The 13,952-nt window shown below is 48.9% G+C and carries 15 protein-coding genes; all 15 read left to right on the top strand.

Translation table 11 applies throughout. The features are described from left to right. Positions 1-230: 230 nt before the first annotated feature. The 15 genes from rpsU (at position 231) to LHUE1_RS12775 (ending at position 13,919) form a co-directional block, all read left to right on the top strand. Complete coding sequence (rpsU, locus tag LHUE1_RS12845) at positions 231-407, top strand: 30S ribosomal protein S21 (protein WP_005687665.1); 177 nt, start codon at positions 231-233, stop codon at positions 405-407. 27 nt (positions 408-434) lie between these two features. Next, complete coding sequence (locus LHUE1_RS12840) at positions 435-869, top strand: GatB/YqeY domain-containing protein (RefSeq protein ID WP_191978411.1); 435 nt, start codon at positions 435-437, stop codon at positions 867-869. Between the two features lie 379 nt (positions 870-1,248). Continuing rightward, entirely contained in the window at positions 1,249-2,235 is a 987-nt protein-coding gene (locus LHUE1_RS12835) for a PhoH family protein (protein ID WP_010488201.1), read from the top strand. 3 nt (positions 2,236-2,238) lie between these two features. Next, on the top strand, positions 2,239-2,697 hold the full coding sequence (ybeY, locus tag LHUE1_RS12830) for an rRNA maturation RNase YbeY (RefSeq protein ID WP_049171404.1): 459 nt from the start codon (positions 2,239-2,241) through the stop codon (positions 2,695-2,697). Next, on the top strand, positions 2,681-3,079 hold the full coding sequence (locus LHUE1_RS12825) for a diacylglycerol kinase family protein (protein ID WP_025013637.1): 399 nt from the start codon (positions 2,681-2,683) through the stop codon (positions 3,077-3,079). The genes ybeY and LHUE1_RS12825 overlap by 17 nt, the downstream gene beginning before the upstream one ends. A 2-nt stretch (positions 3,080-3,081) precedes the next feature. After that, positions 3,082-3,471, top strand: a complete 390-nt coding sequence (locus LHUE1_RS12820) for a cytidine deaminase (RefSeq protein WP_152902766.1) — start codon at positions 3,082-3,084, stop codon at positions 3,469-3,471. Continuing rightward, positions 3,468-4,370 (top strand): GTPase Era, encoded by a 903-nt coding sequence (gene era / locus LHUE1_RS12815; protein WP_049171410.1) that lies wholly within the window; start codon positions 3,468-3,470, stop codon positions 4,368-4,370. The genes LHUE1_RS12820 and era overlap by 4 nt, the downstream gene beginning before the upstream one ends. After that, positions 4,370-5,185: a DNA repair protein RecO gene (recO, locus tag LHUE1_RS12810; protein WP_049171412.1), complete on the top strand. Its 816-nt coding sequence runs from the start codon at positions 4,370-4,372 to the stop codon at positions 5,183-5,185. The genes era and recO overlap by 1 nt, the downstream gene beginning before the upstream one ends. 112 nt (positions 5,186-5,297) lie before the next feature. After that, on the top strand, positions 5,298-5,609 hold the full coding sequence (locus LHUE1_RS12805; RefSeq protein WP_213291534.1) for a hypothetical protein: 312 nt from the start codon (positions 5,298-5,300) through the stop codon (positions 5,607-5,609). A gap of 472 nt (positions 5,610-6,081) precedes the next feature. Then, positions 6,082-6,978 (top strand): glycine--tRNA ligase subunit alpha, encoded by an 897-nt coding sequence (gene glyQ, locus LHUE1_RS12800; RefSeq protein WP_029345495.1) that lies wholly within the window; start codon positions 6,082-6,084, stop codon positions 6,976-6,978. Position 6,979: 1 nt separating this feature from the next. Further along, on the top strand, positions 6,980-9,049 hold the full coding sequence (gene glyS / locus LHUE1_RS12795; RefSeq protein WP_049171423.1) for a glycine--tRNA ligase subunit beta: 2,070 nt from the start codon (positions 6,980-6,982) through the stop codon (positions 9,047-9,049). 195 nt (positions 9,050-9,244) lie between these two features. Further along, positions 9,245-11,014: a DNA primase gene (gene dnaG, locus LHUE1_RS12790; protein ID WP_049171425.1), complete on the top strand. Its 1,770-nt coding sequence runs from the start codon at positions 9,245-9,247 to the stop codon at positions 11,012-11,014. 13 nt (positions 11,015-11,027) lie between these two features. Continuing rightward, on the top strand, positions 11,028-12,278 hold the full coding sequence (rpoD, locus tag LHUE1_RS12785) for an RNA polymerase sigma factor RpoD (RefSeq protein WP_080958079.1): 1,251 nt from the start codon (positions 11,028-11,030) through the stop codon (positions 12,276-12,278). A 149-nt stretch (positions 12,279-12,427) separates the two neighbouring features. Then, complete coding sequence (locus LHUE1_RS12780) at positions 12,428-13,138, top strand: tRNA (adenine(22)-N(1))-methyltransferase (RefSeq protein ID WP_277848134.1); 711 nt, start codon at positions 12,428-12,430, stop codon at positions 13,136-13,138. After that, positions 13,125-13,919, top strand: a complete 795-nt coding sequence (locus LHUE1_RS12775) for a Nif3-like dinuclear metal center hexameric protein (protein WP_049171428.1) — start codon at positions 13,125-13,127, stop codon at positions 13,917-13,919. Before LHUE1_RS12780 ends, LHUE1_RS12775 begins: the two co-directional genes overlap by 14 nt. Positions 13,920-13,952: the final 33 nt, after the last annotated feature.

The following is a 13,952-nucleotide window of genomic DNA, read 5'->3' as shown; positions in this document are numbered from 1 at the left end:
CACGTGAATGTTGAAGAACAAGTTACCAGACGCTAGCAAATCTTTGATTGTGACCGGTAAAGGCGTTAAGATTTAGTTAAGACAACATCTTTGTCAATAACAGCGGTTGTTTATATAAAAATCTGGAATCGCTTATTGACGCGTGGTTGTCAGTTTTGTATACTAATAAACGAACTATTGGCTATGATATCCGTCAGTGGTTACACAAGTGTCGGAGGGAGGGATATCACATGGCTAAGACAGTTGTTAAGAAAAACGAATCTCTCGATGACGCTCTTCGGCGCTTTAAGCGTACTGTATCCAAGTCTGGTACACTCGCTGAATACCGCAAGCGTGAATTCTACGAGAAGCCTAGCGTACGCCGCAAGCTGAAGTCAGAAGCTGCGCGTAAGCGTAAGAAGTATTAATAAAGGACTTGGTGAATAGTGGCTTTAATGGATGAGCTTAATGCTCAGATGAAACAAAGCATGTTAGCCAAGGACAAGGTAACGTTGAGCGTCGTCCGGATGTTGAAAACAGCGTTGGTCAATGAAAAGATCAAAGTCGGCCATGAGCTTTCCGAGGATGAAGAAAAGAGCGTTCTTGCGACTGAATTAAAGCAGCGCAAGGAAAGCGTTTCGGAATTCAAAAAAGGCGGCCGTGATGATCTGGTACAGGAAACTGAAGCTGAAATCAAGGTTGTGGAACGTTTTCTGCCAGCCCAGTTAAGCAAAGACCAAGTTGCCGACATCGTTGATGCAACAATCAAAGAGGTCGGAGCAACAGGTAAGCAAGACTTTGGCAAGGTGATGAAGACGCTGATGCCCAAGGTTAAAGGCCAAGCTGATGGCGGTCTCGTCAGCAGCGTGGTAAAAGAAAAACTTAGTTAACGACAAAGCCGGTGTTAGCACCGGCTTTTTATTGTGGTGATTGCGCGCGTTATCGAGTGTTGGCATTTAGGTTGCACATGGGCGAAGTGTAAGGGACTGTCGCTTTCTGGCGCAGAAACGCGTTCGCAGGCCCAGAAATCTCCGCATAAGGACCTCAAGCACAAATGGCCAAAGCCCAGCCTCTGGCTTTCTAGCGCGGAAACGCGCTCACAGTCGCAGAAATCTACGTGTAAGGACCTCAGACCTAAATGGCAAAGACCAGCCATTTAGGTCTGAGGCCACTTACACTCCGATTTCTAAGCGCTCCTGCTCGCGCTCTTAAAATATGCTAAACTAATACCATCTTTACCGCTTAAAATATTTGTTAGGGGGCCAATATTTGGCACAGGAAACCTCGGAGAAAATTTTCCGACTTAGCAATCCCGACATGGCGATTAACCTTGTCGGCATTAATGATGCTAATTTGACGTTGATTGAAGAAGGCTTGAACGTGCGTATTTCGCCTTTTGGGGACGAATTACGCATTAGCGGTGAACCGGAGACGGTTAGTTTGACTTTGCAGCTGCTGGAAGCAACGAGTAAGTTGTTGTCGCAGGGCATTAAGTTGTCACCGCAGGATATTGCCAGTGCGGTTGCCATGGCGAAACGCGGGACATTGGAGTATTTTGCCGACATGTATAGCGAAACCTTGCTGCGGGACGCTAAAGGCCAACCGATTCGAGTTAAAAATTTTGGCCAACGCCAATATGTCGATGCGATCAAGCATAACGATATTACTTTTGGGATCGGTCCTGCCGGGACAGGGAAAACTTTCTTAGCTGTGGTCATGGCCGTTGCGGCGATGAAGGCTGGGCAAGTGGAACGGATTATCTTGACGCGGCCGGCCGTCGAAGCAGGGGAAAGTCTGGGCTTCCTTCCGGGCGATCTCAAAGAAAAGGTCGATCCTTATCTGCGCCCGGTTTATGATGCGTTGTACGCCGTTTTGGGAAAAGAACACACTGATCGGTTAATGGACCGCGGAGTCATTGAAATCGCGCCGTTAGCCTATATGCGCGGCCGCACACTCGACAACGCTTTTGCCATTCTCGATGAAGCGCAGAATACAACGCAGGCACAAATGAAAATGTTTCTAACACGTCTCGGTTTTGGCTCAAAAATGATCGTCAACGGCGACATCACGCAAATCGATTTGCCGAATAATGCCAAAAGCGGTCTGCTACAGGCGGAACAACTGCTAAAAGGGATTAGCCACATTGCCTTTACGCAATTTTCATCACAAGACGTTGTGCGGCATCCGGTCGTTGCCAAGATTATCGAAGCTTACGGCAAACACGATTTACAGCTGCAGAAACGGACAAAGGAGTAAGCGATGGACTTAGAGTTATACGATGATGATCATTTATTAGACGCACAACATCATGATCTGATTCAGAAATTGGTTGCTTTTTGCGGACAACAGTTAAAATTACCAACTGATACCGAAATGTCCATTACGATTGTCGGTGATGATGACATTCAGAAGATTAATCGTGACTATCGCGACACCGATCGCGCAACAGATGTCATTAGTTTTGCGATTGAAGATGGCGAAGACGATCTGCCGCTACTTCCAGGCATGGCAAAGAACATTGGCGATCTGTTTATTGATCCACTGACGGTTCGCCGCCACGCTAAGGAATATGGCCACAGCTTTGAGCGCGAGCTGGGGTACACGGTGGTTCACGGCTTCTTACATCTAAACGGCTATGATCACATTAAGCCGGAAGATGAAGCCGTGATGATTCCGCTTCAAAAGAAAATTCTGGCAGCTTATGGCCTTACCCGATAAACAGATCGGCAAAAATAAGCATTTTATCCAAAGCGCCCGCCACGCGCTCGATGGGCTGCGCGTCTTTTTTGTCGACGAAAATAATTTCAAACGCGAATTTACCAGCGCGGCTTTGGTGATTATTGCCGGTATCTGGCTAAAAGTACCGCCATTTTCTTGGTTCGTCCTGATTTTAGCCATTCTGCTGGTTTTCTTAGGCGAATTATTGAATACCATTGTTGAAAATCTGGTGGATTTCATTATTGGGGAACACTATGATTTACGGGCAAAAAAAATTAAGGATATGAGTGCTGGCGCCGTTTTGCTGGTATCCTTAATCGCCGTAGTCGCCGGCGTTTATGTTTTTGGGCCACCGTTGTTAGACCTTTTGAGGAGTTGGTAATGTTGTCTGTTTTACGTACCGCTGCCTTAGCAGCACGCGAAAATGCGTATGTTCCTTATTCCCATTTTGCGGTCGGCGCGGCTGTCCGCGTCGGTGACCGGATTTTTTCTGGCGCCAACATCGAAAATGCCAGTTACGGCCTAAGTAATTGCGCCGAGCGGAGTGCGATTTTTGCGGCTGTGAGCGCTGGCTATACCAAACTGGATGAATTACTGGTGATCGCTGACACGGAAGGCCCGGTTTCACCTTGTGGGGCATGCCGGCAAGTCATCAGCGAGTTCTTTCCTGCCGATGCGGTCATCACGCTGGCCAACGTTCGCGGCGATTCGCAACAAACAACGCCGCAAGCATTACTGCCGGGAGCATTTTCGAAAGGAGACTTAAACCCGTGAGCGAACATCATTCTGGCTTTATGGCCATTATCGGTCGACCAAATGTCGGCAAATCAACTTTCATGAATCGGATTTTGGGTGAAAAGATTGCCATTATGTCACCTAAGGCTCAAACAACGCGAAATAAAATCAACGGCATCTATACGACGCCAGATGCCCAGATTGTGTTTGTCGACACGCCCGGGATTCATAAGCCTAAAAATGAACTTGATGACTACATGGATAAAGCGGCATTGTCGACCCTGAATCAGGTTGATGCTATTTTGTTCATGGTCGCTGCGGATGAGCAAAAAGGTGCCGGTGATGCCTATATTATGCGGCAACTGGCCGAGGTGAAGAAGCCGGTTTATTTAATTCTGAATAAAATCGATTTGGTTAAACCGGACGATCTTTTACCACTTATCGAAAGCTATCAGCATGATTATGACTTCGCCCAGGTCTTCCCGATCAGCGCAACCATGGGTAACAATGTCGATGACTTATTGACCTCGTTGACCGCAGCTTTGCCAGTTGGGCCGCAATATTATCCGGAAGATCAGCTGACCGACCATCCGGAATATTTCGTCGTGGGTGAATTGATTCGGGAGAAAGTCCTCGAACTTACCCGCGATGAGGTGCCGCACGCCACAGCTGTCCAGGTCGAGCGCATGAAAGATCGCGAAGGCGGCAAGCTGCAGATTGAGGCGTACATTATTGTCGAACGCGACAGTCAAAAGGGCATCATTATCGGTCGCGGCGGGCAAATGCTGAAGCAAATCGGTATTCGGGCACGCCGGGACATTGAGAATTTACTGGGTGATAAGGTGAACTTGAAGCTGTGGGTTCGCGTCCAGAAAAACTGGCGCGACAATAACGCTTACCTCAAATCCCTCGGCTATAACACAAAGGATCTGCGGTAATGGTCAAGCAAGCGCAAACCTTTGAGGGACTCGTGATGTCTCGCCAAAATTATCGCGAATCCGACATGTTGGTTAAAATTTTAACCGATCAGTTCGGTAAGAAAATGTTTCTGTTGAACCGGGCACGCAAGCCCGGTTTTACTTTAGCTGCTGGCATTTTGCCATTTACGCATGCCGACTACATCGGGGAGATTCGTGAGTCGGGTCTCTCGTATTTGTCCGCAATTAAAAATGCCACGCAATACCGGCAGATTTCAACCGATATCACGCTAAACGCTTACGCATCGTACATCTTTGGGTTGCTCGATCTGGCTTATCCGGATGGGCAACCAGTCGGGTTTTGGTTTAATCAGATCAAGCAAGCCTTGCATTTGATTGATACCGGTCTTGATCCGCAAATTATCGCTAATGTGATCGAAGTTCAGATGCTTAAAGCGTACGGCGTGGAGCCCAATTGGCGCGGTTGTGTGATCGACGGTCGTACTGATTTGCCGCTCGATTTTTCTGAAAGCTACGGCGGTTTACTCTGCCAGCGTCACTGGGATAAAGATCCCCATCGGCTTCATGCCAGTGCCCGCGCGATCTTTTATCTGCGCCGCTTCAGCACATTGAATCTGGATCAGGTTAAACGCATTGATGTAAAGCCTGACACCAAAGCTGAGCTAAAACGCATTCTGGATGTCATTTATACCGATATGGTCGGCGTGACCCCCAAAGCCAAGCGGTTTATTGACCAAATGAATCACTGGCAGGATCGCCTGCCGGACGCGCATCAACCCAACGACTCCCAGTCGGACAACGAGCATCGAGAATAGTCATTGCTTTTCCATGTGTTTATGGTAGATTGAATATAAGTAAGCGGTTTCGTTATTGATAATTTTTGGGTGAAGATAATTTTCAGCAGGTGTTTTAAAAGGAGTGGCAAGCATGGCAGAAACATTACCCAGAGCTGTCAAAGTCTGGATGGGCGCAAACATACTGCAAATCGAGTTTGATAACGGGCAAAGGCGGTTCATGCGGACACATTTTATCGATAATTATGTATCCTCATGGTCGCCAAGCAAGGGTAAGGGCAAACGGGTTAACTTTTTTGTGGCACCGACTTGGGAATGGCTCGGTGCCAATGCCCGGATTGAATCCGATGGCAAGGTGACGCTTTTTGAAAAAGATACCTATACGCCTGAGGAACTTTGGCATAACAGCAAGTCAAGCATTGATCAGTTATCTGGGATTAATTAGTTTTTATTGAAGTGGTTGGTTGACATGTCCATTTTCTGAAACGCGTTTACTGGCGCAAAAGTCTGCGTGTAAGAACCTCAGGCGCAATGGCCAAGCCCGGGCTATCACACCTGAGGCCACTTACACTCCGACTTCTAACCGCGCCAGTTCACGCTCTGTTTTCAGAAAGTTGCTTGACAGCACCTACCGCGATGCTATACTTATTAAGAAAATTGAATCGGTGATGAGAAAAAAGGTCATATCGGTACTGAACTTCAGCGAGTCAGGGATAGTGTAAGCCTGGTGGCGGTCGATATGATTGGCGTTTTCGAACCAAATGATGAAGCTGCAGGCAGGTTTTGTAACTGTCTGAAGTAGGGTGGAACCGCGCAGAAGCGTCCCTACGCCATATCTTGGCGTAGGGACGTTTTCGCGTTTAAAAAACAGTTGCCTGAGCCAGGATCCGCTTCGATTCACCGGGAAAGAGGTTGTCATGACAACAAAAATGGACATCCAAACGATGATCCAGACCCTGCAAAAATTCTGGGGTGACAAAGGCTGCATGTTGATGCAAGCCTATGATGTAGAAAAAGGTGCCGGCACCATGAGCCCGTATACCTTTTTACGGGCAATCGGACCGGAGCCTTGGAATGCCGCGTATGTGGAACCATCGCGGCGCCCGGCAGATGGTCGTTACGGTGAAAACCCGAATCGGCTGTTCCAACATCACCAATTTCAGGTGGTCATGAAGCCGTCGCCGGAAAACATCCAGGATTACTATCTGGATTCACTGGCTGCGCTTGGCATCGATCCTTTGGAACACGATATCCGCTTTGTTGAAGATAACTGGGAGAATCCTTCCATGGGTTGCGCCGGTGTTGGCTGGGAAGTCTGGCTTGACGGGATGGAAGTCAGCCAGTTTACGTATTTCCAGGTGGTCGGCGGTCTTGAAGTGTCGCCAGTGACGAGTGAAATTACCTATGGCGTTGAACGTCTGGCTTCTTACATTCAAGATGTTAACAGTGTCTTTGATCTTGAATGGGGCGACGGGGTTTTGTATGGGGACATTTTCAAAGAACCTGAATATGAACACAGCAAATATGCCTTTGAAGTCAGCGACCAGAAAATGTTATTGGAATTTTTCGATGCTTATGAAAAAGAAGCATGGCGGCTGATGGATCTCGGCTTGGTTCATCCTGCTTACGATTACATTCTCAAATGCAGCCACACTTTTAACCTGCTAGACGCACGCGGGGCTGTTTCCGTAACGGAACGAGCCGGGTATATGAGTCGGATTCGCAAGATGGCACACAAGGTTGCCCGGGCATTTGTGGCTGAACGGAAAAAGCTGGGCTTCCCATTGCTGCAGCACAAAACGGAGGTGCAATAACATGACGCATGACTATCTGATCGAAATTGGCCTTGAAGACATGCCTGCCCATGTTGTCACGCCGAGTTTGAATCAATTCCATGATAAAACAGTTGCTTTTTTAAAAGCCAATCATCTTGAACATGGCCGCATTGACCGTTACGCAACCCCGCGGCGGCTCGCGTTACTTGTTCATGATCTGGCGGCGAAACAAGCGGATATTGAAGAAGATGTCAAAGGCCCGGCTAAAAAGATTGCCCAAGATGCAGATGGCAACTGGACGAAGGCTGCGATCGGCTTTTCGCGCGGTCAGGGCATGACCCCAGACGACATTGTCTTTAAAACCGTCAAAGGGGTCGATTATGTTTACCTGCATAAAGCGATCAAGGGAAAAAGTGCCGCCGAGATTCTGCCAGGGATGCTGGATGTCATTAAGAGTCTGACTTTCCCGACGCGAATGAAGTGGGGCGCGTATGATTTTGAATACATTCGCCCGATTCACTGGCTAGTCAGTTTGCTGGATGGTGAAGTTGTGCCGATGAAGTTGCTGGATGTTGAAGCCGGTCGTGTGACTCAGGGCCATCGCTTCCTCGGCAAACCCGTTTCCTTGCCGAATCCTGATGCGTATGTATCTGCTTTAAAAGACCAGTTTGTGATTGTGGAACCAGCGGCGCGTAAGCAGCTTATCCGCGACCAAATCAAACAAATTGCCACCGATCATCAGTGGCAAATCGACCTTGACGCCGATCTATTGGAAGAAGTCAATAATTTGGTTGAATGGCCAACTGCTTTTGCCGGCACGTTTGACAAGAAATATCTGGCCATTCCTGAAGCTGTTCTGATCACCTCAATGAAGGACAATCAGCGTTACTTTTATGCCCGCGATGCGAACGGGAAAATGGTCAATGCCTTCATCGGCGTCCGCAATGGTAACCGTGATCACTTAGCCAACGTGATTGCCGGAAATGAAAAAGTGTTGACTGCCCGCCTTGAGGATGCCGCCTTCTTTTATGCAGAAGATCAAAAACGCAGCATCGCCGAGGATGTTGAGCGCCTGAAAGCCGTCAGCTTCCACGATAAAATCAGTTCGATGTACGACAAAATGGCGCGTACAAAAGTTATTGCCGATTTGCTTGCTGACCAGTTTGGCCTCACTGCCACAGACAAGGCTGATCTGGACCGCGCGGCATCGATTTACAAGTTTGATCTAGTCACATCAATGGTCGGGGAATTTCCTGAATTGCAAGGCATCATGGGCGAGCATTATGCGCAACTAGCTGGCGAAAAACCGGCTGTTGCCCAGGCCATTGCCGAGCATTACGAACCGATTGCCGCAGATGGGGCGTTGCCACAAAGTCTGGTCGGCACCGTATTAGCCATTGCTGACAAATTGGATTCACTCATGAGCTTCTTTGCGGTTGATCTGATTCCAAGCGGCTCCAACGATCCATACGCTTTGCGCCGCCAAGCATACGGCATCGTTCGCATGATCGCCGCACACGACTGGCCATTTGCGCTCGCTAAACTGCAGCCAGCGATTGCCCAAGCATTAGCTGCTGCAGGGAAAACAAACGGACTTGACTTTGCGGCCCATCAACAAGCGCTTAATGACTTCATCATTGACCGTGCCAAGCAGCTACTGCAAGCTGAAAAGATTCGCCACGATATCGTGGATGCGGTCACGGTTCGCAGCGACGCTGACATTGCTGGCATTTTGGATGCGGCCAAGCTGTTGACAGCTCACGCAGCGGATGATGACTTTAAAGCGGTCATGGAAGCCCTAGGACGGGTTTTGCGGATTACCGGTAACAAAACTGTTGATACTCCGGTCGATCCCGATAAATTTGAAAATGAAACTGAAGGTCAGTTGCACGAAGCAGTAACGACGACGGCTAAGACCTTCGATGCTGAACCGACCGAAGCCGATTACCAAGCATTAAAAGCCTTGGTTGATCCGATTAACGCTTATTTTGACGCCACGATGGTGATGGCCGACGATGCCGCGGTGCGGGCTAATCGCTTGGCTACCTTGCAGCAACTCGCCCAGCTTATTCGCCAATTCGGTGATGTTAGCCAGGTGATTGTTAAGTAGATTTGCCTTTTTGACGAGAACGCGCTATACTGTATCTTGTATTATTATGCCGATAGACTATTGAAAAGTCGCATTTCACATGAGAAGTGCGACTTTTTACCGCTATTTCAGTCGGTTCAAGTCGTGCAACAGTCAAGCGGGAGCGCCATTGCTGTTGCGCCTGTCATGGAAAGGGAGTGAGCTGATATCGCCGGAATGATTCCAGAGGCCACTGTCGATCAAGTCCTGAAGGCAGTTAACATTGCTGACTATATCGGACAATTTGTCCAGTTGCGTAAAACCGGCCAAAACCTTTTTGGCCTCTGTCCTTTTCATGAAGAGCATACGCCATCATTTTCCGTCAATGAGTCAAAGCAGATTTTCCATTGCTTTTCATGTGGGCGGGGTGGCAATGTTTTTAAGTTCGTGATGGACTACGATAATGTCACGTTTCCCGAAGCCGTTAAGAAAGTGGCTGATTTCGCCGGTATCCCGCTTAATGTGCAAATCGGTCACGCCGCACCGGTTGATCCGGAAATTGCCAAGCAGCAACACATCCTGCAAGATACGGCCGATTTATTTCACCACATTCTGGTCAACACCGAAAAAGGTGAAGCAGCACTGGCATATTTGCATAAGCGCGGGTTAACCGATGAAACGATTGAAGAATTCCAGCTGGGCTACGCGCCGGAAGAACGCAATCTATTGGTGGCTTTCCTGAATAACCGTAAAATCGATTATCAGGATCAACGTGCAAGTGGTTTATTTGTCGAAGATCAGGCAGGCAAACTGTTTGACCGCTTTAACGACCGTGTCATGTTTCCGTTGACAGACGGCAATGGTAAGGTGGTCGGTTTTTCCGGGCGGATCCTGCAAAATGATAAGTCGCAGGCCAAGTATCTGAATAGCCCGGAGACGAAGTTGTTTAACAAACGTGATGTCCTGTTTAACCTGCATCGCGCAAAAGCCGAAATTGGGCGCGACGGGGGACCGATTCTTTTTGAAGGCTACATGGATGTCATCGCTGCTTATCAGGCTGGCGTTAAAAACGGCATTGCGTCAATGGGTACTAGCCTGACGACCGAGCAAGTCGACATCATCAGCCATTTGAGCAAACGGTTGACTGTTTGTTACGATGGTGATGAACCCGGCCAAAGAGCCATTGAGCGTGCAGTGACGATGTTAGCCGATCATCCTAGGCTGCAAACCGATGTGGTAGTTTTGCCAGATGGGATGGACCCTGATGAATATATTCGAGCCCGCGGTGCTGAAGCTTTTCAGGCGCAAGTCAAGTCGGTTTTGACACCAACAGCTTTTATGTTACAATTCTTAGCCCGCGGCGTTGATATGCATAACGATCAGGCTAAACTGACTTACTTGAATGCCGCATTGAAAATCATTGGTAAGATCAGCGATCCGGTTGCCCGAGCAGTTTACGTTAAACAGCTAGCCGAAACGACCGATGTGCCGATCGCGGCGTTGAATCAAAGTTTGCCCCAACCGCAGCAGTCACAACCACCCGTTGCGCGTCCCGCTGTCACGGACCAACCGGCGCGCCCGCTTGATCGGTACACGGCGGCGCAACGGCAGTTATTATATTATGTGTGGCATGATGATTTGGTGATGCAGCGGTTGAAAAATGCCGCATTCGTATTTCCAACCGATTATTTCCAGACACTTTTTACCGGATGGCTGAACTTTTTGCATGAACAGCCAGACGGTGATTTGGCGGGATTTCTGGATCGAGTTGATCCCGAACTCAGCGGCGTGGCGACGGATGTTGCGATGCAGTCATTGCCTGAAGCCACCGAGGCAACCATTGACGAGTTAATTCAGACGATCACGTCTGCCTCGACGGTGACCCGGCTGCAGGCAATCAAACAGGCGATTGTTGAAGCGCAACGTTTGGGAGACAAGCAGAAACAAGGCGAGTTAACGGTGCAATATGTGAATCTCATGAAACTTTTGAAGCAACAACAAGGCTAGGGGAGGAACTTTAATGGCTGAGAAAAAAACAGCAACTGAAGTAAGCAAGACCACAAAGAAGACAACGGCTGCATCTGCCAAGAAGACAGCAACCGATGTGAAGGCGACGGCCAAAAAGACCGCAACCAAGAAAACTACGGCCAAGAAGACTACCGCTAGCAAGACCCACACAACCACGAAGGCATATGATAGTGCTGTCAAGGCTGTGATCAAAGATTACAAGAAGAAAAAGCAGATTACCGAAGATGACCTGACCGCTAAATTGATCAAGCCATTCGAGCTTAAGAGCAATGCGATTGATGATTTGATGCAGAAAATCGAAGACAACGGCATTGCGATCGTCGATGAAAACGGCGAGCCGGCAACCATCAGCCTGAAGAAGCAAAAGAAGGTTTCCAAGAAGGAAATGAGTGACATGTCTGCACCTTCAGGGGTTAAGATCAATGACCCTGTGCGGATGTACCTGAAGGAAATCGGTCGTGTTTCCTTACTGACGGCGGACGAAGAAGTCGCGCTGGCGCTGAAGATTGAACAAGGCGATCAGGAAGCCAAACAGCGCCTGGCTGAAGCCAATTTACGGTTGGTTGTTTCAATTGCCAAGCGGTACGTCGGCCGGGGCATGCAATTCCTGGATCTGATTCAGGAAGGTAACATGGGCCTGATGAAGGCGGTCGAGAAGTTTGATTACCGCAAAGGCTTCAAGTTCTCCACGTACGCGACCTGGTGGATTCGTCAGGCCATCACCCGTGCCATTGCCGACCAAGCCCGCACCATTCGGATTCCCGTGCATATGGTTGAAACCATTAACAAGTTGATCCGGATTCAGCGGCAACTGCTTCAGGACCTTGGTCGTGAACCAACACCTGAAGAAATCGGTGCCGAAATGGATATGCCAACTGAAAAGGTCCGCGAAATTCTTAAAATCGCCCAAGAACCGGTATCCCTTGAAACCCCAATTGGTGAAGAGGACGATTCTCATCTAGGTGATTTCATTGAAGATCAGGACGCCACCAGTCCGGAAGACCACGCTTCCTATGAACTTCTCAAGGAACAGCTGGAAAGTGTTCTCGATACCTTAACTGACCGCGAAGAAAATGTTTTGCGGTTGCGCTTCGGTCTTGACGATGGTCGTACTCGGACACTGGAAGAAGTCGGCAAAGTCTTCGGTGTGACCCGCGAACGGATTCGGCAAATTGAAGCAAAGGCGCTGCGGAAACTACGCCATCCAAGTCGTTCCAAGCAACTTAAAGATTTTCTTGAATAATTAAAGCAAGTCTACAAAGCCGCCGTCTCTCGGTTGAGAGATAGCGGCTTTTTGCGTTCAAACCAATTGATTTTAGACCGAATACCAGCATCTTCGCATCAGTTTGTTATAATGAAAACTGTTAATTAGATGAGGGGATCGTAAAGTTAATGGATCATATACATTTATCAAAGCGCCTGCAAACGATCAGTACGTTTATCGAACCCGGCGAACGGGTTGCGGATATTGGTACCGATCATGCTTTTTTACCAATTGAGCTTGTGCAGCGCGGCATCATTCAATTCGCCGTTGCCAGCGACATCGGCGCCGGTCCGGTGGCAATCGCCAAACAAAACGTGGCTGCCGCGGGGTTAACCGAGCAAATCGACGTGCGCCAGGCAGACGGCTTAGCCGGTATCAAGCCGGTTGATGCCATCTCGACCATTGTCATTGCTGGCATGGGCGGGCAATTAATTACCAATATTCTCGACGCAGGCAGTACGCGCATGGACGGCACCGAAACATTGGTACTGGCGCCGAATCGTCACCAATATGATATCCGTCTCTGGCTAGACAAGCATGGATACGGTATTATCAGCGAACAGATTGTCGAAGATGAAGGTCATATTTACGAGATTATGGCAGCTGGTAAAACCAAACCAGATGTTCCGTATTCAGAAGCAGATCTGCGCTTCGGCCCCATTTTGCGCCGCCAGAAAAATCCGGTGTTTATGAAAAAGATGCATCGGGAGGCTGAAAAGACCGAAGCCGTTCTTGAGGGGTTGGCAGACGCACGAATGGTACCACTGGCTAAGATTCGCGAACAGGAGCATATCCTGGCACTCATTAAGGAGGAGTTAAACGCACATGACAAGCGGTAAGCAGATTATCAATCGATTCGAAGATTATGCACCTTTAAGCCTTTCCTGGGAACGGGATCCTAGCGGGCTGCAATTAGGCAATCCGGAACGAACAGTTAAAACGGTTTTGGTGACCCTGGATGTTCGTCCGGAAGTGGTTGAAGAAGCCGAAGCGGTTCATGCTGACATGATTTTTTCCCACCATCCGGCCATGTTTCGGCCAGTTCACAACCTCGACCTGCGAGTGCCGCAAAACGCCATGTATGCGCAGATTCTGAAGGACGATTTGCTGGTTTATAGCGCCCACACGAATTTGGATCGGGTTCAGGAAGGCATGAATGACTGGCTGGCCGAAGCACTCGGTTTAAGCCAGGTCGTGCCGTTTATTAACGAAGGTGAAGGCGCCAATATGGGGCGGATCGGCCTTTTACCGGAACCAGTCCGGCTCGAAACCTTCGTTGAACAGGTCAAAGCTGCTTACAACGTTAAGGGACTCCGGGTGATCGCGCGCGACTTGGATCGCCAGGTTCAGCGGGTTGCCATTCTTGGCGGTGATGGCGGCGACGCGTTCAACGATGCCAAGGAAGCCGGCGCGGATGTTTTCATTACCGGTGATGTGTACTATCACACCGGCCATGACATGTTGGCAGCGGATTTGCCCGTCATCGACCCAGGCCATCACATCGAAGCCATCATGAAAGGCAAAGTAGCCGCCTTGATCAATGAATGGGCAGCGGTAGAAGGTTGGGACGTCAAAGCTATTCCGTCCAAGTTATCCACGGATCCGTTTACGTTTATGTAGTCACCGTCAGATAATCAAAAAAATCAGCGTTCA

This window comes from Lacticaseibacillus huelsenbergensis (assembly GCF_029726355.1).
GTDB lineage: Bacteria > Bacillota > Bacilli > Lactobacillales > Lactobacillaceae > Lacticaseibacillus > Lacticaseibacillus casei.
This window is presented reverse-complemented; position numbering and strand designations above follow the sequence as displayed.

Excerpts from the sequence above, each read along its gene's own strand:
- LHUE1_RS12805 (WP_213291534.1), top strand. The coding sequence starts at position 5,298 with ATGGCAGAAACATTACCCAGAGCTGTCAAAGTCTGGATGGGCGCAAAC.
- glyS (WP_049171423.1), top strand. The coding sequence starts at position 6,980 with ATGACGCATGACTATCTGATCGAAATTGGCCTTGAAGACATGCCTGCC.
- glyQ (WP_029345495.1), top strand. The coding sequence starts at position 6,082 with ATGACAACAAAAATGGACATCCAAACGATGATCCAGACCCTGCAAAAA.
- LHUE1_RS12825 (WP_025013637.1), top strand. The coding sequence starts at position 2,681 with ATGGCCTTACCCGATAAACAGATCGGCAAAAATAAGCATTTTATCCAA.
- dnaG (WP_049171425.1), top strand. The coding sequence starts at position 9,245 with ATGATTCCAGAGGCCACTGTCGATCAAGTCCTGAAGGCAGTTAACATT.
- LHUE1_RS12840 (WP_191978411.1), top strand. The coding sequence starts at position 435 with ATGGATGAGCTTAATGCTCAGATGAAACAAAGCATGTTAGCCAAGGAC.
- ybeY (WP_049171404.1), top strand. The coding sequence starts at position 2,239 with ATGGACTTAGAGTTATACGATGATGATCATTTATTAGACGCACAACAT.
- LHUE1_RS12775 (WP_049171428.1), top strand. The coding sequence starts at position 13,125 with ATGACAAGCGGTAAGCAGATTATCAATCGATTCGAAGATTATGCACCT.
- rpsU (WP_005687665.1), top strand. The coding sequence starts at position 231 with ATGGCTAAGACAGTTGTTAAGAAAAACGAATCTCTCGATGACGCTCTT.
- LHUE1_RS12780 (WP_277848134.1), top strand. The coding sequence starts at position 12,428 with ATGGATCATATACATTTATCAAAGCGCCTGCAAACGATCAGTACGTTT.
- recO (WP_049171412.1), top strand. The coding sequence starts at position 4,370 with ATGGTCAAGCAAGCGCAAACCTTTGAGGGACTCGTGATGTCTCGCCAA.
- rpoD (WP_080958079.1), top strand. The coding sequence starts at position 11,028 with ATGGCTGAGAAAAAAACAGCAACTGAAGTAAGCAAGACCACAAAGAAG.